At 70.9% G+C, this 18,356-nt stretch carries 14 protein-coding genes, 1 tRNA gene and 1 pseudogene; 7 read left to right on the forward strand and 9 right to left on the reverse strand.

All coding sequences use genetic code 11. From position 1 onward, the window contains the following. Window positions 1-411: 411 nt before the first annotated feature. The gene (locus AB0O19_RS13925; RefSeq protein ID WP_363619451.1) at window positions 412-594 is read left to right on the forward strand and encodes a hypothetical protein; all 183 of its coding nucleotides are present in this window, start codon (window positions 412-414) and stop codon (window positions 592-594) included. Between the two features lie 82 nt (window positions 595-676). On the opposite strand, the gene AB0O19_RS13930 is transcribed toward AB0O19_RS13925, so the two are convergent. The 5 genes from AB0O19_RS13930 to dnaK form a co-directional block, all read right to left on the reverse strand. Then, window positions 677-1,684, reverse strand: a complete 1,008-nt coding sequence (locus AB0O19_RS13930; RefSeq protein ID WP_363619452.1) for a hypothetical protein — start codon at window positions 1,682-1,684, stop codon at window positions 677-679. A 202-nt stretch (window positions 1,685-1,886) separates the two neighbouring features. Further along, window positions 1,887-2,411: a helix-turn-helix domain-containing protein gene (locus AB0O19_RS13935; RefSeq protein ID WP_363619453.1), complete on the reverse strand. Its 525-nt coding sequence runs from the start codon at window positions 2,409-2,411 to the stop codon at window positions 1,887-1,889. Window positions 2,412-2,418: 7 nt separating this feature from the next. Next, window positions 2,419-3,576: a molecular chaperone DnaJ gene (gene dnaJ, locus AB0O19_RS13940; protein WP_363619454.1), complete on the reverse strand. Its 1,158-nt coding sequence runs from the start codon at window positions 3,574-3,576 to the stop codon at window positions 2,419-2,421. Between the two features lie 238 nt (window positions 3,577-3,814). Beyond that, a complete protein-coding gene (gene grpE / locus AB0O19_RS13945; RefSeq protein ID WP_350876575.1) occupies window positions 3,815-4,450 on the reverse strand; it encodes a nucleotide exchange factor GrpE in 636 nt (211 codons plus the stop codon). Continuing rightward, complete coding sequence (gene dnaK / locus AB0O19_RS13950) at window positions 4,447-6,279, reverse strand: molecular chaperone DnaK (RefSeq protein ID WP_350876573.1); 1,833 nt, start codon at window positions 6,277-6,279, stop codon at window positions 4,447-4,449. The genes grpE and dnaK overlap by 4 nt, the downstream gene beginning before the upstream one ends. A 339-nt stretch (window positions 6,280-6,618) precedes the next feature. Between dnaK and AB0O19_RS13955 the strand changes: the two genes are divergently transcribed. The 4 genes and pseudogenes from AB0O19_RS13955 to AB0O19_RS13970 all read left to right on the forward strand — a co-directional run bounded on the left by AB0O19_RS13955 (window position 6,619) and on the right by AB0O19_RS13970 (window position 12,606). After that, complete coding sequence (locus AB0O19_RS13955; RefSeq protein WP_363619455.1) at window positions 6,619-8,841, forward strand: (Fe-S)-binding protein; 2,223 nt, start codon at window positions 6,619-6,621, stop codon at window positions 8,839-8,841. 307 nt (window positions 8,842-9,148) lie between these two features. Continuing rightward, window positions 9,149-10,222, forward strand: a pseudogene (locus tag AB0O19_RS13960) (NDP-sugar synthase); the annotation flags it as partial. 273 nt (window positions 10,223-10,495) lie between these two features. Next, entirely contained in the window at window positions 10,496-11,551 is a 1,056-nt protein-coding gene (locus AB0O19_RS13965; protein ID WP_363619456.1) for a Yip1 family protein, read from the forward strand. A 164-nt stretch (window positions 11,552-11,715) separates the two neighbouring features. Beyond that, window positions 11,716-12,606: a metal-dependent hydrolase gene (locus AB0O19_RS13970; RefSeq protein WP_363619457.1), complete on the forward strand. Its 891-nt coding sequence runs from the start codon at window positions 11,716-11,718 to the stop codon at window positions 12,604-12,606. A gap of 84 nt (window positions 12,607-12,690) precedes the next feature. Here AB0O19_RS13970 and dcd read toward each other — a convergent pair whose 3' ends face one another. Next, window positions 12,691-13,266: a dCTP deaminase gene (dcd, locus tag AB0O19_RS13975; RefSeq protein ID WP_363579803.1), complete on the reverse strand. Its 576-nt coding sequence runs from the start codon at window positions 13,264-13,266 to the stop codon at window positions 12,691-12,693. 72 nt (window positions 13,267-13,338) lie between these two features. Then, window positions 13,339-13,560 carry a hypothetical protein gene (locus AB0O19_RS13980; protein ID WP_079135746.1) on the reverse strand — a complete coding sequence of 74 codons (222 nt, stop codon included), beginning with the start codon at window positions 13,558-13,560 and terminating at the stop codon, window positions 13,339-13,341. A gap of 275 nt (window positions 13,561-13,835) precedes the next feature. Between AB0O19_RS13980 and AB0O19_RS13985 the strand changes: the two genes are divergently transcribed. Both AB0O19_RS13985 and AB0O19_RS13990 read left to right on the forward strand, forming a co-directional pair. Then, a tRNA-Gly gene (locus AB0O19_RS13985) sits at window positions 13,836-13,906 on the forward strand. A 235-nt stretch (window positions 13,907-14,141) separates the two neighbouring features. Next, complete coding sequence (locus AB0O19_RS13990; protein ID WP_363619458.1) at window positions 14,142-14,768, forward strand: response regulator transcription factor; 627 nt, start codon at window positions 14,142-14,144, stop codon at window positions 14,766-14,768. Here AB0O19_RS13990 and AB0O19_RS13995 read toward each other — a convergent pair. Both AB0O19_RS13995 and AB0O19_RS14000 read right to left on the reverse strand, forming a co-directional pair. Further along, window positions 14,763-16,544, reverse strand: coding sequence for an ABC transporter ATP-binding protein (locus AB0O19_RS13995; RefSeq protein WP_363619459.1), 1,782 nt, complete (start codon window positions 16,542-16,544; stop codon window positions 14,763-14,765). The genes AB0O19_RS13990 and AB0O19_RS13995 overlap by 6 nt on opposite strands. Further along, window positions 16,541-18,334 (reverse strand): ABC transporter ATP-binding protein, encoded by a 1,794-nt coding sequence (locus AB0O19_RS14000; protein ID WP_363619460.1) that lies wholly within the window; start codon window positions 18,332-18,334, stop codon window positions 16,541-16,543. Before AB0O19_RS14000 ends, AB0O19_RS13995 begins: the two co-directional genes overlap by 4 nt. Window positions 18,335-18,356: the final 22 nt, after the last annotated feature.

Consider the following 18,356-nt stretch of genomic DNA (forward strand, 5'->3'; position numbering starts at 1 on the left):
ACGCCGGCCCTCGGGGGCCTGTCCAGCGTGCTCTCGCAGGTAGGGCTCACTCATTGTCGACTCCGGGGGAGTGGCTGACCGGGTTCACCGGGCCCGGTGGGTTAAGCAGGCAGGCGATGTCGAGAGCCGCTTGGCGGGCACTCGTCATGAGTAGGTAAAAGACTGGATTGAAGGTACATCGGCAAGTGTGGTGAGCTTGCCGGGACCATCGGGAGCGAACTGATCGTCCATCGTTGGCGGGGACCGAGTCCACTCCCGCACGGTGGCATCTGCATGCCTGGCATGGAGATGACGCACTCCCCCCGAAGGGGGGCTGTGGCATCCACGTCGATACTGCGGCATTATGTGGGCGGTTGAAGGACACGTCCTCAATTTGCTTCGACACTGCGACTCTTTGGAAGGTGTGATCGCGTGCCTCGCATGATCCGACACGTTCGCATCGCGGCGGCCACGGTCGCTGTGGTTATCGCCGTACTGGCTGGCGGCGCTCAGTTCCAGGCCGCCAAGGGCGGTTCGGTGGATCGAGGGGCCTCGGTGACCCAGCAGGCGAAGACCGGCGGCATGTCGCTGGAGAACGACAGCAACTGGACCTGAGACGGGGACAGTTCGGTTGTCGGGGCGGACCTGGCCGGGATCCCGCGTTGCGACGCGGGGTCGGGCCGTCCGGTTCGACGACCTAGGCAGGGGCGTCCGGATCCCGGTGCTGAGCGGCGCGAGCGAGCACGTATCCCAGCTGAAAGAGCGAATCCACCTGGTAGTCCTCTCTCATGTCCGCTATGTGCCGTGCGAGCGTGCGCTCGCTGATCCCGAGGCTGCGGGCTATCACACGGTGACTGGTGCCTTTGAGCAAGAGGTCGATGATCGTCTGCCGCAGGCTTGATATCACCTGCTGCGGGACGACACGGGCTCCGTCGAATTCCAGCGCGTGGCTCCAGTGCCGCTCGAAGATCTCGGAGACGAGGAAGTCGATGATGGCACGGTCGTGGATGAACGCCGCGACGTTCAGATCGTCCGCCACCGGGATGATCGCGGTCCGTCGGTCGACGATGATGAGTCTGGCGTACGGCTCGTCAAGGGTCCTGACGTGTCCGCCCGCTTCGGTGATCGCCAGGACGTAGTCGCGGGTGGCCGGGTGGTACCGGGTGCTCGGGTGATAGATCGTCCGGGCCGACGCACCTCGTTGGAGCAGCGCGAGGTCACGGTCACGGCTTCCGGCGAGGGCCTCCGGCGGGCGGGGTCCCCCGGGCTGTGCGGCGAGGAACTCCTCGGTGCAGCTGTTCGCCAGTTGGCTGAGCCGCTGGTTGATGAGGGCCTTTCCCCGGACGTATTCGATGCTTCCCCCGGATTGCATCGGGGTGTTGAAGGCCTCCGCCAACTCCTTCAAGTCGGTCGGCAGTTCCTCCGCCCGGGACAAGAGGTCGAGCGCCTTGCGTTGCCACGACGCGATGAGGCCGGCGGAAAGCTGCTGGGGGTCGACCGCGATGAGCACATCGGCTTCGTCCGTGTCGGGCACCAGCAGGCCGATATCGAGGAGTTCTTGCAGATGCTTGGTCTCGGCCTTTACCCGCTCTTGGCGCGTAAGTCGGCCATGATCGCCGACCACCTGGAGATAGAGTTTCCGGGCATCGGCCGAGAGAACACCGAGCCCGCCTGACGTGAGCCCTGGCTCGGCCGTCTCTGGCATTTGCGGCTCCTTGGTGTTGTACAGATCCGGACGAGGGCTGGACATGTCGGTCCCGGCTGGGATCATAGGCGCCTTTCACGCGATTCGGAGTCGACGTGCAGCCTCGATGTGCGTCTGCTGACAGCACCCTCTCACCAAGACCGAGCCGCCGACACCCCCCCGGGTGGAGGGGAGCCGGCGGCCGGAGGTGTTCAGCCAAGTTTCAGCGCTTGGGGCGCCAGACGACGAGGGCGCTGGACTGGGCGGGGGGCTGGTAGGGGACGAGGTCGCGGCGGTAGGAGGCGTGGACGGCGGCCTCGCGCTGCTGGAGGGCGCTGGTGGCGCCTTCGAGGGAGTCGACCAGTTCGCCGATGCGGGACTGGAGCGCGGTGACCTGGTTCTCCAGCTCGATGATCCGCTTGATGCCGGCCAGGTTGATGCCCTCGTCCTGGGAGAGCCGCTGGACCTCGCGCAGCTGCTGGATGTCGCGCGCGGAGTAGCGGCGGCCCCGGCCGGCGGTGCGGTCGGGGCTGACCAGACCGAGGCGGTCGTACTGGCGGAGGGTCTGCGGGTGCAGGCCGGAGAGCTCGGCGGCGACGGAGATGACGTACACCGGGGTGTCCTCGGTGAGGACGTACTGCGGCGGGGCGGTGGGCCGCCGGGTGCGGCGGCCGTCGCCGGGCAGGCCGGAGCCGATGCCGGGCAGGCCTTCACCGATGCCGGGGCCGATGGGGCTGTCGGGGATCATCTGGTCGTCACGCTCCCTTCGCCGCCCGGAACAGGGCGGCTCGTGGGTCGTCGGAGGCGGTGGCCTCGCGGTACTGCTCCAGGGCGTTCAGCGCGTCCCCGGTGACGTGCCGCGGCACCACGACCTCGACGGTGACGAGGAGGTCGCCGCGGGTGCCGTCCTTGCGGGTGGCACCCTTGCCGCGGGCGCGCATGGTGAGGCCGTTGGCGCTGCCGGGGGGCAGCTTCAGCTTCACGGCCGGCCCGTTCAGCGTGGGCACCTCGATGGTGGCGCCCAGGGTGGCCTCGGGGAAGGTGACGGGGACGGTGACGGTGAGGTTGTCCCCCTTGCGCCCGAAGACGGGGTGCGGGCCGACGTGCACGGTGACGTAGAGGTCGCCGGGCTGTCCGCCGCGTTCGCCCTGGGCGCCCTTGCCCTTGAGCCGGATGCGCTGGGCGTCCTGGACGCCGGCCGGGATGCGGACCTGCATGGTGTGGGCGGAGCTGGCCCTGCCGCTGCCGTGGCAGTCGACGCACGGGTCGTCGACGATCATTCCGCGCCCGCGGCAGTCCTTGCACGGCTCGGAGAGCGCGAACGCGCCCTGACCGCGGCTGACGGTGCCGGCGCCGACGCAGGTCGGGCAGACCCGCGGGGTGGTGCCGGACTTGGCGCCGGTGCCGTTGCAGCTGCGGCAGGGGGCCTGGCTGGTCATCCGCAGCGGGACGGTCGCACCGTCGACGGCCTCGTCGAAGGCGAGGGTCACCTCGGTCTCGACGTCGGCGCCGCGCCGGGGCTGGGCCTGCCGGCCGCCGCCGCGGTTGAAGAGCCCGCCGAAGACGTCGCCGAGCCCGCCGCTGCCGGTGTTCTGGCTGCCGCTGAAGAGGTCGCCGAAGTCGAAGTTGTAGCTGCCGTTGCCCTGGCCGGGGCCGCCGGCCCGGAAGCCGCCGTTGGCGAAGAGGCTGCGGGCCTCGTCGTACTCCTTGCGGCGCTTCTCGTCGGACAGGACGTCGTAGGCCTCGGAGATGTCCTTGAAGCGTTCCTCGGCCTTGGCGTCGCCCTTGTTGGCGTCCGGGTGGAACTCGCGCGCGAGCTTGCGGTAGGTCTTCTTGATCTCGGCGGCGGTGGCGTCCTTGGGCACGCCGAGGACCTTGTAGTAGTCCTTCTCCACGTAGTCCTTGCCACTCATGCGTCCACCTCGCTCCGCTCGGCAGCCGCTCCGCGCAACACGCGCCTTTCAACGATTCGTTTTTCAACGATTCGCTCGCTGCGCTTGCTCATAGCTGCCGCCACCTCCCGATGTCCATCGTCGCTGCGCTGTCAACAGCCGCTTCACCTGGCGCTGTTGACAGCGCGCTGCGGAGCCGGCCGCCGTACTGGCCGGCGTACGACTCCGCAGCGCACTGGTTGTCAGCTGTCACAGGTTGTCAGCTGTCCGAACCACCGTCGGACTTGTCCGCGTCCCCGGACTTCGCCTCGCCGTCGGGCGCGGCCGTGGTCTGGGTGCCCGGCTGGGGCTCCGCGACGGCGACCATGGCGGGGCGGATGATCCGCTCGCCGATGCGGTAGCCGGGCTGGAGGATCTGCACACAGGTGTCCTCGGTGACGTCCGAGGAGTAGCTGTGCATCAGCGCCTCGTGCATGGTCGGGTCGAAGGGCTCGCCCTCCTTGCCGAACTGCTGGAGGCCCAGCTTGGCGACGACCGTCTCCAGGGACTCGGCGACGGACTTGAAGCCGCCGGTGACCTCGCCGTGCTCGCGGGCGCGGCCGATGTCGTCGAGCACCGGGATCAGGGACTCCAGGATGTTGGAGACCGCGATCTCGCGGACCGTCAGCCGGTCGCGCTCGACCCGCTTGCGGTAGTTCTGGTACTCGGCCTGCAGGCGCTGCAGGTCGGCGGTGCGCTCGGCCGACTCCCGCTTGGCAGCGGCGAGTTCGTCGGAGCCCGCACCGGAGCCGGAGTCGGCGGCGCCGGCTGCGGCGGCCTCCTCGGCGGCCTTGATCACAGCCTCGTCGGCGGCGGAGTCGTCGCCGGGCTTGCCGCCCTGCGGCTTGTCCGTCATGCCGCACCGCCCTTGGGCTTCTCGTCGTCCACGATCTCGGCGTCGACGACGTCGTCGTCCTTGGCCTGGGTGGACTCGCCGGCCGGGGCGGCGGCGTCGGCGTTGGCGTACAGCGCCTGGCCGAGCTTCTGCGCGGTGGTGGAGACCTTCTCCGAGGCTTCGCGGATCTTCGCGATGTCCTCGCCCTTCAGGGCCTCCTTGAGCTCGCCGATGGCGGTCTCGACCTCGGCCTTGACGTCGGCGGGGAGCTTGTCGGTGTTGTCGGCGATGAACTTCTCGGTCGAGTAGACGAGCTGCTCGGCGGAGTTGCGGGTCTCGACGGACTCGCGGCGCTTGTGGTCCTCCTCCGCGTACTGCTCGGCCTCGCGCATCATGCGCTCGATGTCGTCCTTCGGCAGCGCGGAGCCGCCGGTGACGGTCATCTTCTGCTCCTTGCCGGTGCCGAGGTCCTTCGCGCCGACGTGCATGATGCCGTTGGCGTCGATGTCGAAGGTGACCTCGATCTGCGGCAGGCCGCGCGGCGCCGGCGGCAGGCCGGTCAGCTCGAACATGCCCAGCTTCTTGTTGTACGCCGCGATCTCGCGCTCGCCCTGGTAGACCTGGATCTGCACGGACGGCTGGTTGTCCTCGGCCGTGGTGAAGATCTCGGAGCGCTTGGTCGGGATCGTGGTGTTGCGCTCGATCAGCTTGGTCATGATGCCGCCCTTGGTCTCGATGCCGAGGGACAGCGGGGTGACGTCGAGCAGCAGGACGTCCTTGACCTCACCCTTGAGGACACCGGCCTGGAGCGCGGCGCCGATGGCGACGACCTCGTCCGGGTTGACGCCCTTGTTGGCGTCCTTGCCGCCGGTCAGCTCGCGGACGAGCTCGGCGACGGCGGGCATGCGGGTCGAGCCGCCGACCAGGACGACGTGGTCGATCTCGGAGAGCGAGATGCCGGCGTCCTTGATCACGTTGTGGAACGGGACCTTGCAGCGCTCCAGCAGGTCGGAGGTGAGCTGCTGGAACTGGGCGCGGGTGAGCTTCTCGTCCAGGTGCAGCGGACCCTCGGCGGAGGCCGTGATGTAGGGCAGGTTGATCGAGGTCTCGGAGGACGAGGACAGCTCGATCTTGGCCTTCTCGGCGGCCTCGCGCAGACGCTGCAGGGCCATCTTGTCCTTGGACAGGTCGACGCCGTGGCCGGCCTGGAAGACCTTGACCAGGTGGTCGACGACCTTCTGGTCCCAGTCGTCACCACCGAGGTGGTTGTCACCGTTGGTGGCCTTCACCTCGACGACCCCGTCGCCGATCTCCAGCAGGGAGACGTCGAAGGTGCCGCCGCCGAGGTCGAAGACCAGGATGGTCTGGTCGTCCTTGTCGAGGCCGTAGGCCAGGGCGGCCGCGGTCGGCTCGTTGACGATGCGCAGGACGTTGAGGCCCGCGATCTCACCGGCCTCCTTGGTGGCCTGGCGCTCGGAGTCGGAGAAGTACGCCGGAACGGTGATGACGGCGTCGGTGACGGTCTCACCCAGGTAGGCCTCGGCGTCCCGCTTCAGCTTCTGCAGCACGAAGGCGCTGATCTGCTGCGGGTTGAAGTCCTTGCCGTCCAGGTTGATCTTCCACCCGGTGCCCATGTGGCGCTTGACCGAGCGAATGGTGCGGTCGACGTTGGTGACCGCCTGACGCTTGGCCACCTCGCCGACCAGGACCTCGCCGTTCTTCGCGAAAGCGACGACGGACGGCGTGGTCCGCGCGCCCTCGGCGTTCGTGATGACGGTGGGCTCGCCACCTTCCAGAACGCTGACGACCGAGTTCGTCGTACCGAGGTCGATGCCGACCGCGCGTGCCATCGTAAATACCTCCACGGAAGAGTTGAGCTTTACAGGCTCAAGGATGCATGACCGGATGGGTGCCGTCAACAGGGATGAGTCGCTGCCGCTCAACTTTGCTGAGCGTTCTCCTTCCCGCGGCCGCGGTGACTTCCCGTGGCCGTGGTCGCGGCCGTGGTCGCGGCCGCGGCGCGTGTGGCGCCACGTGACTGCCGCCATAGCTTGGGAACCTTCTGGAGGACTGGTGGTGGGCGGTAATGTCCGGGCCGTCGGCCCGGAAAGTTACCGGCGAGTACAATCCCTTCCACGCAAGACCGTTCAAAGACCGCTCAACAGCAAGCCGCAGGAGACGGAGAGCCGATGCAGCTAGCAGCGATCGTCATCTCGCTGGTCACGTTCGTGATCGGCACCGCGCTCGCCGCCCGTGCGGCGCTGTACATCTACAAAGTGGTACGGACCGGCCAGCCGGACCCCACCCGCTTCGGTCAGCCCGCCCAGCGGGTGAAGACCGTCGCGGTCGAGTTCGTCGGACACACCCGGATGAACCGCTGGGGGATCGTGGGCATCGCCCACTGGTTCGTCGCGGTCGGCTTCTTCAGCCTGGTGCTGACCATCGTCAACGCCTTCGGCCAGCTCTTCGACGCCGAGTTCGCGCTGCCGATCATCGGCCACTGGATGCTCTGGCAGCTCTTCGTCGAGCTCGTCGGCACCCTCACCACGCTGGGCATCGCGACGCTGATCGTGATCCGGCTGCTCAGCCTGCCGTCCCGGTCCGGCCGCAAGTCCCGCTTCGCCGGCTCGATCGCCTGGCAGGCCTTCTACGTCGAGTACACGATCCTCGGCATCGGCCTCTGCATCCTGATGCTGCGCGCCCTGGAGGGCGCCCTCAACGGCGTCGACTCTTACGGGCCCGAGCACCTGGTCTCGTACCCGCTGGTCTCCGCCTTCAGCGGCCTGTCGCACGGCACGCTGGAGAACCTGATCTACCTCTTCGCGATGCTGAAGATCTGCATCTCGTTCGCGTGGGCGACCACCATCGGCATCAACCCCTCGATGGGCGTGGCCTGGCACCGCTTCCTCGGCTTCTTCAACATCTACTTCAAGCGCGAGGAGGACGGCGGCACCGCGCTCGGCGCCCTGCGTCCGATGACCAGCGGCGGTCAGCCGATCGACTTCGAGGACCCGGCCGACGACGCCGTGTTCGGCGTCTCCCAGGTCGAGCACTTCTCCTGGAAGGGCATCCTCGACTTCTCCACCTGCACCGAGTGCGGCCGCTGCCAGTCGCAGTGCCCGGCCTGGAACACCGGCAAGCCGCTCTCGCCGAAGCTGCTGATCATGGGCCTGCGCGAGCACGCCTTCGGCAAGGCGCCCTACCTGCTGGCCGGTGGCGGCAAGGACATGGAGGGCGAGGAGAAGGCCACCGCCGAGCAGCTCAAGGACGTCCCGGCGGCCGCCCTGGCCGAGGCCGAGCGCCCGCTGATCGGCACCGCCGAGGAGAACGGCGTCATCGACCCGGACGTCCTGTGGTCCTGCACCACCTGCGGCGCCTGCGTCGAGCAGTGCCCGGTGGACATCGAGCACATCGACCACATCGTCGACATGCGCCGCTACCAGGTGATGATCGAGTCCTCGTTCCCGACCGAGGCCGGGACGATGCTCAAGAACCTGGAGAACAAGGGCAACCCGTGGGGCATGGCCACCAAGGCCCGCCTGGACTGGGTCAAGGAGCTCAAGAAGGAGACCGGCATCGAGGTGCCGGTGATCGGCGAGGACATCGACCCCGCCGAGGTCGAGTACCTCTACTGGGTCGGATGCGCCGGCGCCCTGGAGGACCGCGCCAAGAAGACCACCAAGGCCTTCGCCGAGCTGCTGCACACCGCGGGCGTGAAGTTCGCCATCCTCGGCAAGGAGGAGTCCTGCACCGGTGACTCCGCCCGCCGGCTGGGCAACGAGTTCCTCTTCCAGATGCTCGGCGCGCAGAACGTCGAGACGCTGAACGCGGCCCTGGAGGACGCGCCGGTCAAGCGGATCGTCGCCACCTGCCCGCACTGCTTCAACACCATCGCCAACGAGTACCCGCAGCTGGGCGGCCACTTCGAGGTCATCCACCACACCCAGCTGCTGCAGCACCTGATCGACGAGGGCAAGCTCGTCCCGGTCAACCCGGTCGAGGGCCTGATCACCTACCACGACCCCTGCTACCTGGGCCGCCACAACAAGGTCTACAGCCCGCCGCGCGAGATCATGGACAAGGTCCCCGGTCTGCGCCAGCAGGAGATGCACCGGCACAAGGAGCGCGGCTTCTGCTGCGGCGCCGGCGGTGCCCGGATGTGGATGGAGGAGCGCATCGGCAAGCGGATCAACACCGAGCGCGTGGACGAGGCGCTGTCCCTCAACCCGGACATCGTCTCCACCGCCTGCCCGTTCTGCCTGGTGATGCTCTCCGACTCGGTCAACGGCAAGAAGAACGAGGGCGCAGCCAAGGAGCACCTGAAGGTGGTCGACGTCGCCCAGCTGCTGCTCGACTCGGTGAAGGCGACCCCGCCGGCCGCCGCCGAGGAGCCTGCGACGGTGGACGCGTAGCGTCCTCTGTTCGACAGTTCTGCTACAACTGCCCGGCCCGGTGGTCGCCGCGAGAGCGCCCGCCGGGCCGGGCTTTTGGGGGGCCGGGACGGGCCGGACCGGGGGCGGATCCGGGGCGGGACTCGTAGGGGAGTGGTGCCAATCGCACGGCCGCCTGAGTGTCCGCCCGTTGGGAGGAAATACAGTAGGCGGCAGACCGGCCTCGCGCCGGTCGACCCGTTCCGGACGGCCGGACGGGTCCTGACCACCGACGGAGGTATCGGCCCGCCGGGCCGGGCCGCAGAGCACAAGGGGAACAGCGCAGACCATGACCGAGGCGATCATGCTGGTCGGTGGTAAGGGCACGCGACTGCGTCCGCTGACCACCCACACCCCCAAGCCCATGCTGCCGGTGGCGGGCGTCCCCTTCATCGCCCACCAGCTGGCCCGCGCGGCCGCCGCCGGCGTCACCCGCGTCGTGCTGGCCACCTCCTACCTGGCCGAGGTCTTCGAGGACCACTTCCAGGACGGCACCCCGTACGGCATCGAGCTGGTCTACCTGACCGAACGCGAGCCGCTGGGCACCGGCGGCGCGATCCGCAACGCGGCGTCCGGGCTGACCTGCGGCCCCGACGAGCCCGTGCTGGTCTTCAACGGCGACATCCTCTCCGGCGTCGACATCGCCGCCCTGCGCGACGGCCACGTGGCCGCCGGGGCCGACGTCACCCTGCACCTCACCCGGGTCGAGGACCCGCGCGCCTTCGGCCTCGTCCCGACCGACGCGAACGGGCGGGTGCTGGAGTTCCTGGAGAAGCCGGAGACGCCCGAGCAGATCGTCACCGACCAGATCAACGCCGGCTGCTACGTCTTCACCCGGTCCGTCATCGACCGCATCCCGGCCGGCCGCGAGGTGTCCGTCGAACGCGAGACCTTCCCCGAGCTGCTGGCCACCGGCGCGCTGCTGCGCGGCGTCGTCGACACCTCGTACTGGCTCGACCTCGGCACCCCGGCCGCGTTCGTCCGCGGCTCGGCCGACCTGGTGCTCGGCAAGGTCGACTCCCCGGCCGTCCCCGGCCCGACCGGCGACGCCCTGCTGCTGCCCGGCGCCACCGTCCACCCCGGCGCGGTGCTCAGCGGCGGCACCGTGGTCTCCGCGAACGCGGTGGTCGAGGCCGGCGCGATCGTCGAGGGCAGCGTGATCCTGCCGGGCGCGGTGGTCGGCCCGGAGACCCTGGTCAAGGACTCCATCGTGGGCGCCTTCGCCACCGTCGGCGCCCGCTCGGCGCTGGACGGCGCGGTGATCGGCGACGGCGCGATCGTCGAGTCCGACAACGAGCTGCCGAACGGCATCCGGATCGCCTGCGGCACCCTGCTGCCGGTCGGCGCGGTCCGCACCTCGGCCGGCCCGGGCGGCTGCCCGGCCGGCACCGCCGCGGCCGCCGCGGTGCACGGGCCCTCGGTCAGCGCGCAGCGGTAGCAGGACGCCGGGCCGGGCCGGGGCGCTGCCGCCGGGCCGCGGTAGCGCTGTCGCCGGGTCGCGGTAGCGCCGTCGGCGGATCGGCGGTGGCGCCGTCGGCGGCGGGATTTCGGCCGCGTTCGTCTCAGGCTCGCTGCAAACCGGCCCCGGCTCCGTCCAGGCCCCACGCGGATTGGGCCGGACGGGTACCGTCAGAGCGTGGCTGGTAATCGATACGACAGCGGGCAGGGCGCCGACCCCCACGGCGGGTGGGCGCCCCCTCCGCCGCCGGCGGGGCCCGGGGGGCACGGGCAGACGGACGGGCCGGAGTACTTCACGACCTCGCACCGGGGCGTGACCGACGGCCCCGACGGCAGGCCCGGAGGCCCCGGCGCCCCGGGCCCGCAGGGCGGCTACGACCCGTACGCCGCCGACCGGCCCGGCGGCACCCGGGCCTTCCCGACCGGCGACCCGTACGCGCAGGAGCCGCCCCACCAGGGGTACTACGACCAGGGCCAGTACCCCGGGCACCCCGGACCGGCCGGCTACCCCGGGTACCCGCAGGAGGGGTACGGCGCCGAGGGCTACGACCAGGGCTACGACCAGGGCGGACACCCGCAGGGCGACGGCTACGGCCAGGACGGCTACGGGCCGCAGCAGCAGCCGCCGTACGGCCAGGACAACGTCACCGTCTACCGGGCCGGCGGCCAGTCCGCCCCGCACGTCGCCGGGCCCCGCCCGCACTGGCGCGAACTGCTCATCGGCATCTTCCGCGCCCCCACCGCGACCTTCGACCGCGCCCGCGACCACCAGGTCTGGCTGCCCGCCCTCACCGTCTCGATGCTGTACGGCGCGCTCGCGGTGCTCGGCATCGGCCTGACCCACGACGACATCGTCGACTCGACCTTCACCGTCGCGCTGACCGGCATCGCCGCCGCCGCGATCGGCTTCGCCGTGGCCGGAGCGGTCTTCGGCGGCGTCACCTACGCGCTGGCCCGCCAGCTCGGCGGGGACGGCCCGTGGAAGTCGACGGTCGGCCTGGCCGCGCTGATCGGCTGGCTGACGGACGCGCCCCGGCTGCTGCTCGACCTGGTGCTGCCCTCGGGCAGCGCGGTCGTCCAGGTCGCCGGATGGGCCACCTGGGCGTTCTGCGCGTACCTGCTGACCAGCATGGTCCGGCGGGTGCACGACCTGCCCTGGGGTAAGGCGGCCGCCGCCTCGGCGGTGCAACTGCTCGCGCTGCTGGTGCTGATCAAGCTGCCGACCCTGGGCTGACGGCCGGAGGGCACAATGGTGGACGGATCCCGGTCAGGCCGGGGCCCGTCCACCCTCTTCACCCCCTCAGCCTTCACCCCCCACCCCCTCACGCCTCCACTCCCTCACTCCCTCACTCCCCACCCCCTCACTCCCTCACCCGTTCCACGTCACCGGAGCCAGGAATGACCCTCCCCACCACGCACGTCAGCTTCCCGGCCGGGGCGGTGACCGGCGAGTCGACGGTGATCGCGGTGCACCCGCTGGGGGACGGCCGGCACGCCGTCGTGACCGGGGCCACCCCGTTCCACCCGCTCGACCACACCTGGCCCGACCAGCCCGCGGACCTCGGCACCCTCACCGTCGACGGCACCGAGCTGGCCGTCGTCGACTGCCTCACCGGCGCCGTCGGCCCGGACGGTGGAACGCCGCTGGCCGGGGCCGACATCCCGGTCCGGCGCGGCGACGAGGAGTGGTCCTGGCTGGTCCTGCACGTCGTCGACACCGACCCCGGCGACCTCGTCGGGCGCACCGCCGTCCTCGCCGTCGACGCCGACCGCCGGGCCGCCCTCAGTGCCTCGCACAGCGGCTGCCACCTGCTCGCCCTCGCCCTCAACGAGGCCCTCGCGCCGCGCTGGCGCAAGGACCCGGGCCGCTCCGACGCCCTCGGCCACCCCGACTTCGACAGCCTCGCGATGGCCACCTCGGTGATGGACACCGAGGCCAGCACCGACACCTACCGGCTCGGCAAGTCGCTGAAGAAGAAGGGCTTCACGGCGGACGCCACCGACGAGCTCCCCGCCCTCGCGGACGCCCTGCCCGCCCTCACCGAGGCCGTCAACGCCCGGCTCGCAGCCTGGGTCGCCGCCGACGCCCCGGTCCGCATTGAGGTCCCCGGCCCCGAGCTCACCGCCCGCCGCCAGTGGCACTGCGAGCTTCCCGAGGGCGGCGCGCAGATCTCCTGCGGCGGCACCCACCTGCACCACCTCGGCGAACTCGCCGAACTCCGCACCGAACTGCGGCTCTCCGAGGACGGCACCGAACTGGTCGCCGTCACCCGCCCCAAGCGGGCCTGAGCACCCGGGAAACGCGACGGGCGGCCGCCCCTCGTCCGTCATCGGCGAGGGTCGGCCGCCCGTACTGCGTGCGCTCCGCCCGGATCAGACGTCGGTGCGGTGGAAGTTCAGGAACGAACGGGACGGCGTCGGGCCGCGCTGGCCCTGGTAGCGCGAGCCGTACCGCTCCGAGCCGTACGGGTGCTCCGACGGCGAGGAGAGCCGGAACAGGCAGAGCTGCCCGATCTTCATCCCCGGGTACAGCTTGATCGGCAGCGTCGCGACGTTCGACAGCTCCAGCGTCACGTGACCGTTGAAACCGGGGTCGATGAAGCCGGCCGTCGAGTGCGTCAGCAGGCCCAGCCGGCCCAGGCTCGACTTGCCCTCCAGCCGGGACGCCACGTCGTCGGGCAGCGAGATGACCTCGTACGTCGAGGCCAGCACGAACTCGCCCGGGTGCAGGATGAACGCGTCGTCGCCCTCGGGCTCCACCAGCCGGGTCAGGTCCGGCTGCTCCTCGGAGGGGTCGATGTGCGGGTAGCGGTGGTTCTCGAACACGCGGAAGAAGCGGTCGAGGCGCACGTCGATGCTCGACGGCTGGATCATCGCCGGGTCGAACGGGTCGACGACGACCCGGCCCAGGTCGATTTCGGTCCGGATGTCCTTGTCAGAGAGCAGCACGCTTCGAGGTTACGTGCACGACAGGGCCCCGGACGAATCCGCCCGGGGCCCGTTCCGTCCTCGCGTCGACCGTCAGGCCAGGAACTCCGCGGCCTCCAGCCGCAGCGCCCGGTCCAGCTGCGGCGCCGACAGCTCCCGCACGTCGGCCAGCACCGAACTCCTCAGCCGCCCGCACTGCGGACAGCGGATCAGCCGCCCGGGCCCGAGCCGGCCCGGACCGAGGTTCTGCATCGGGAACGTGGTGGTGCTGAACAGGTGCCCCTCGGCACAACGAACGACGGCGCGCTGCTCCATCGATCCCCTTCCCATCCCTAACCCAGTACTCACCCGTACTCATCGCGCCCCGCGGGACCTCGCCCCGGGACAGCGTCACATTAGGGGATGCTCCGGACATTCCACACCGTGGCTCGCCGCCCCGAACCCACCCGCCGGAGCACTCGTACGCGGCCCACACAGTACGCCCCCCACCCACCCCTGCCCGCCCCGCCACTCCCCGGGCGGGCCGTGCAACCACAGTCGCGAATGGGGTACAGTGACACTGGATTGAGCGGTCTCTGACGGCTCATCAGGCGGGCGTAGTTTAATGGTAGAACATGAGCTTCCCAAGCTTAGAGCGCGAGTTCGATTCTCGTCGCCCGCTCCGTACCGAGAGCCGCAGGTCATCTGACCTGCGGCTCTTGTGTTGTCCGGGCCACTTCGGGTCCGCCGTGCCGGATCCGTGTTCGCGGAGGGGTGGCCGTAGTTCGATCGGGTTCGCACTGTTGTTTCCGTCGCTCGCGGTAACGCATGGTGGATCAATCGGATACGGGCTGCCCGCAGCCCTGTTGTCTCATGGAGCCGCGCGGGCGGCGGTTGCCTGCCAGGGGAGGACGCAGATGATCAGGGTTCTGTTAGCCGAGGACATGACCATGGTGCGCAGCGCGCTGATGGCACTCCTCGCGTACGAGGACGATCTGGAGGTCGTCGCGGACGTCGAACGCGGTGACCTGGTGGTGCCGACGGCGCTGCGGGTCCGGCCGGACGTGGCGGTGCTCGACATCGACATGCCCGGTCTGGACGGGCTCCGGGCCGCGGCCGAGTTGCACGACAAGCTCCCGACGTGCGGGACGCTCATCCTGACCGGGCTGGCGAGACCCGCGCATCTGCGCAGTGCGATGTCCGTTCACGTGCTCGGGTTCCTCGGCAAGGACGCCCCGGCCGAGGAACTGGCCGCGGCGATCAGGAAGGTGGCCGCCGGCGAGCGCGCCATCGACCCGGAGCTGGCCCTCGCCGCCCTGGGGGCGCGCGAGAACCCGCTGACGCCCAGGGAGTTGGACACCCTGCGCCTGGCCGCGGAAGGTGCCTCCGTCACGGAGATCGCCGCCCGGCTGTTCATTTCGGCGGGAACCGCCCGCAACCACCTGGCCGCCGCGGTGACCAAGGCCGGGGGACGCAGCCGGGTGGACGCCATTCGGATCGCCGAGGAGATGGGCTGGCTCTCCGCCGGCCCTCGCCCCTCATAGGGCCCCGGCCCCGGCGGGTCGCTGCCAGTGGCCGGCGAGGTCGCGGTAGAGCCCCGAGCGCGCCAGCAGTTCCTCGTGGTTTCCCACGGTGGCGTCCGTCCCGTCCATCACGAGGACTCGACGGGCCCGCAGGGCCGAGCTCATCCGGTGGGCGATGATCACCAGGGTCCCCGGACGCCGGATGAACGCCTCCTCTGCCCGAGCTTCCGAGACCGGGTCGAGATGGCACGTCGCCTCGTCCAGGATGACGAGTTCGGCAGGCGACAGGTAGGCGCGGGCCAGGGCGATCTGCTGGCGCTCGCCGGCCGAGAGCGCATCCGCCGGGACGGTGGCCCGATAGCCGCCGAGCCGCTCGACCAGCCGTTCCAGACCGATGGCGGCTACGGCCACCTCCCACTCGTCCGAGCTCGCGGCGGGGTTGAGGTAGGTCAGGTTCTCGGCCAAGGTTCCGGAGAAGACGTAGGCCTCCTGCGGGATCAGGACGCGGCGGTGGACCAGCGCGGCTGCGAGGTCGGGCAGCGGGCGGCCGTCGAATCGCACCTCGCCGCTCGTGGGCCGGAGGAGTCCGGCGATCAGGCCGGCGAAGGTCGACTTCCCGATCCCGCTGGGGCCGACCACGACCAGGTGGTCCCCGGCTTCGATGACGAGGTCGAGGTCGCGCACCACCGGTTCGGCACCGGGGCCGTAGGCGAAGGTGACCTGGTTCAGCTCCACGCCGCGCCCGAGGCCGGTCCCGCCGCGCGGGCCTGCCGGCTGGTGGGGGCCTTCCACGGCCCCGGCCGCCGGGGCCTGCACGGCCGGAGTGGATTCCAGGATGCGGCGCAGGGTGACGGCCAGTCGGACACCGCTCCCGCCCAGGCCCTGGACGAGGGTCTGCAGCGCGGGTTGGAGTCCCTGCATGATGTAGGTGACCGAGCCGAGGAGGGCCCCGGCCGTCACCCCTTGCCCGGTCAGCCAGGACGCGCTGGACAGCAGAAGGACCAGCGGTAGCCAGCCGCCGACGGCCAGCACCATGGTCCGGTTCGCCGTCAGCCGGGCGATCCGCTGCGCTGCGTCGGCCTGCCGCCGGACGGCCGCCTCCAGCCGGTCGCCCGTCCACCGCTCGGCGCCGGCGGCGGTCACGTCGCGCAGTCCGGCGATGACGGTGCCGGCCATCGCGGCGAGGTGTTCGTCCGCGAGGAGCAGTTCGCGCTGGCCGTCGGTCGTCCGGCGCAGCATCAGCGCCAGCAGTCCTGCTGCGGCGACCAGCGGCGGCAGGACCACGGCCAGGACCACGGGCTCCAGGAAGCACATGCCCAGCAGTGCGCCGCCCACCGTGAAGACGAACCTGCGGACGACCATGGTGATCCCGGCGTACGCCTCGCGGACGATCTCCACCTGGTGCGTCAGCCGGGCAACTCCCGATGTGTCGGGACGCCCCGGAAGTGCTTCGACCGTGTGCAGCCCGCCGGTCACCACCCGCCGCACCAGCTCGTCCCGGAGGGGTTCCACCAGGGCCGCCAATCGCGGGTACACCTGGCGGGTCGCCCATGCGCCGAGGAAGACCGCGGTCCCGAGCAGCGCCAGGTAGGCCATCCCGGCCATCGGCCGGCCGGCGCCGAAGCCGGAGTCGACCGAGGCCGCCACCAGCCGGCCGGCGGCGAACCCGGGCACTGCCTCCACCATCGACCACAGCGCCAGTTGCCCGACCACGCGGGGCTGACGGCGAAGCGGGGCGATCAGCTCGGTCCGTAGCGGGACGGGCCGGTCGGCCGGCGATCCGCTCACGCTGCTCATGCGGTCACCTCGGCCTGTCGGGGACGCGCTGCGGTGTGCTCCGCGCCGCCCCCGCCGGGCGACGGCTCGGGTTGGAACACGGCCCGGTACTCGGGCAGGCCCCAGAGCTCGCTGTGCGGGCCGACCTGCCGGATGCCGCCGTCGTCCAGCCACGCCACCAGATCGCACCGGGCGGCGGTGGAGGCCCGGTGGGCCACGACCAGGCGCGTACGGCTGCCCGACCCGGTGGTGAGAGCAGCACTGATCCGGAACTCGGTGACGGTGTCGAGGCTGGAGGTCGCGTCGTCGAGGATCAGGACCTTGCCCTGGTGTGCGAACGCCCGGGCCAGGCCGATGCGTTGGATCTCGCCCCCGGACATCGGCACCTTCCGGACGTCGGTGCGGTAGCCCTCCGGCAGCCGCTGGACGAACGCGTCGATGCAAGCGGCCGCAGCGGCCCGGGCGATTCGCGACCGGTCCGCCTCCGCCGCATCGCCGAGCGCGATGGCCTCCCCGACGGTCCCGCCCAACAAGGCCGGGCGCTCGAAGGCGTACGCGATCGCGCCGCGGAGCCCGTCGTGCGACAGATCCGGCAACGGCACCCCGTCCAGCAGCACCGTGCCGTCCTGTGGGTCCGTCAATCGTCCGGCAACGGAGGCGAGAACGGACTTGCCCGCGCCGGAGCGGCCCACAAGGGCGAGTGAAGTCCCACCGGGCACCGTCAGGTTGACGCCTTCGAACAGCGTCTCCCGCGCGACCCGCACGGTGACGTCGCGGAGTTCCAGACGCCCGGTGCCGGTCGGCAGCTCCCTGGTCCCGTACGCCATGGCGGGCTCCGCCATGACCTCCTCGATCCGTCCGGCAGCGGCCCTGGAGCGGGCGATCCTGCCGAGGAGCATCGCGGTCATGCCGACTCCCGCGCCCAGGGCGGCGTAGCGGGCGGCGGCAAGCATCTCACCGGGCGTGACGCGGCCCGCCGCCAGGCCGAACCCGGCGACCGAGAGCACAGCGACCTCCAACAGCGGCACCAGGAGAGCGCTTTGCGCCGCCACCTTGGTCTGTGCCCGCCAGAACCCGTGTCCGACGCTGCTCAGTTCGGGGAGCGGACGCAGGACCCGTTCCGCCTCCTGGTCCGCGGTCCCCGCCGCGGCGATGGTCCGCATTCCGCCCAAGGCCTCGACGAAGCCCGCGGCGATGGCCCCTTGGACCCGCTGGTAGCGGGCGATCAGGGCCGACATGTCCTGCGCGTACGACCGCAGGAAGAGGAACAGTGCGGGCATGCCGACGAGGAAGGTCGCAGCCAGCCGCGGGTCGATCAGCCAGAGCGCGACGACACTGGTGAGCGTCGGGATGGCGGACAGCGCCGCCCACACGGCGGCCTCCCCCACGGCACCCGCGTCCGCAGCGCCGCCGATCAGTCGGGTGGTGAGGTCGCCGGGGCTGAAACGGGCGGTGGCCCGCCCGCCCAGGGTCAGCAGGTGGGCGAGTTGGGCGCGGCGCAGCCAGGCCGTGGCAGTGGCGGAGCTCCGGCCCGCCGCGAGGTCGGCCAGCACCTCGCAGACGATGAACAGGGCGATCGCGAAGGAACAGCTGGTGATCCGCCCGTCCGCGGTGCGGCCGGCCATCGCGCTGTCCACCGCGGCACCGACCAGGGCGGGGAGGAGCACCTGGGCCACCACGCTCCCGAGCGCCGAGAGCACCAGGAGGACGGCCCAGCCGCCGGCTTGCCGAACCGTGCGCAGCAGCAGCCGGTCAGCGGCACGGCTGAATCGGGGGCCGGCACGGTCGCCCGTTTCCAGGGGGTCGGTCATCGCTCTGCCCGTCCAGGTCGTC

This window comes from Kitasatospora sp. NPDC091276, assembly GCF_040684355.1.
GTDB lineage: Bacteria > Actinomycetota > Actinomycetes > Streptomycetales > Streptomycetaceae > Kitasatospora.

Bases quoted from the DNA above. Each gene is read 5' to 3' on its own strand.
- dnaK (WP_350876573.1), bottom strand. From the start codon at position 6,279: ATGGCACGCGCGGTCGGCATCGACCTCGGTACGACGAACTCGGTCGTC.
- dnaJ (WP_363619454.1), bottom strand. From the start codon at position 3,576: ATGAGTGGCAAGGACTACGTGGAGAAGGACTACTACAAGGTCCTCGGC.
- grpE (WP_350876575.1), bottom strand. From the start codon at position 4,450: ATGACGGACAAGCCGCAGGGCGGCAAGCCCGGCGACGACTCCGCCGCC.
- AB0O19_RS13970 (WP_363619457.1), top strand. From the start codon at position 11,716: ATGACCCTCCCCACCACGCACGTCAGCTTCCCGGCCGGGGCGGTGACC.
- AB0O19_RS13935 (WP_363619453.1), bottom strand. From the start codon at position 2,411: ATGATCCCCGACAGCCCCATCGGCCCCGGCATCGGTGAAGGCCTGCCC.
- AB0O19_RS14000 (WP_363619460.1), bottom strand. From the start codon at position 18,334: ATGACCGACCCCCTGGAAACGGGCGACCGTGCCGGCCCCCGATTCAGC.
- AB0O19_RS13980 (WP_079135746.1), bottom strand. From the start codon at position 13,560: ATGGAGCAGCGCGCCGTCGTTCGTTGTGCCGAGGGGCACCTGTTCAGC.
- AB0O19_RS13930 (WP_363619452.1), bottom strand. From the start codon at position 1,684: ATGCCAGAGACGGCCGAGCCAGGGCTCACGTCAGGCGGGCTCGGTGTT.
- AB0O19_RS13955 (WP_363619455.1), top strand. From the start codon at position 6,619: ATGCAGCTAGCAGCGATCGTCATCTCGCTGGTCACGTTCGTGATCGGC.
- AB0O19_RS13990 (WP_363619458.1), top strand. From the start codon at position 14,142: ATGATCAGGGTTCTGTTAGCCGAGGACATGACCATGGTGCGCAGCGCG.
- AB0O19_RS13995 (WP_363619459.1), bottom strand. From the start codon at position 16,544: ATGAGCAGCGTGAGCGGATCGCCGGCCGACCGGCCCGTCCCGCTACGG.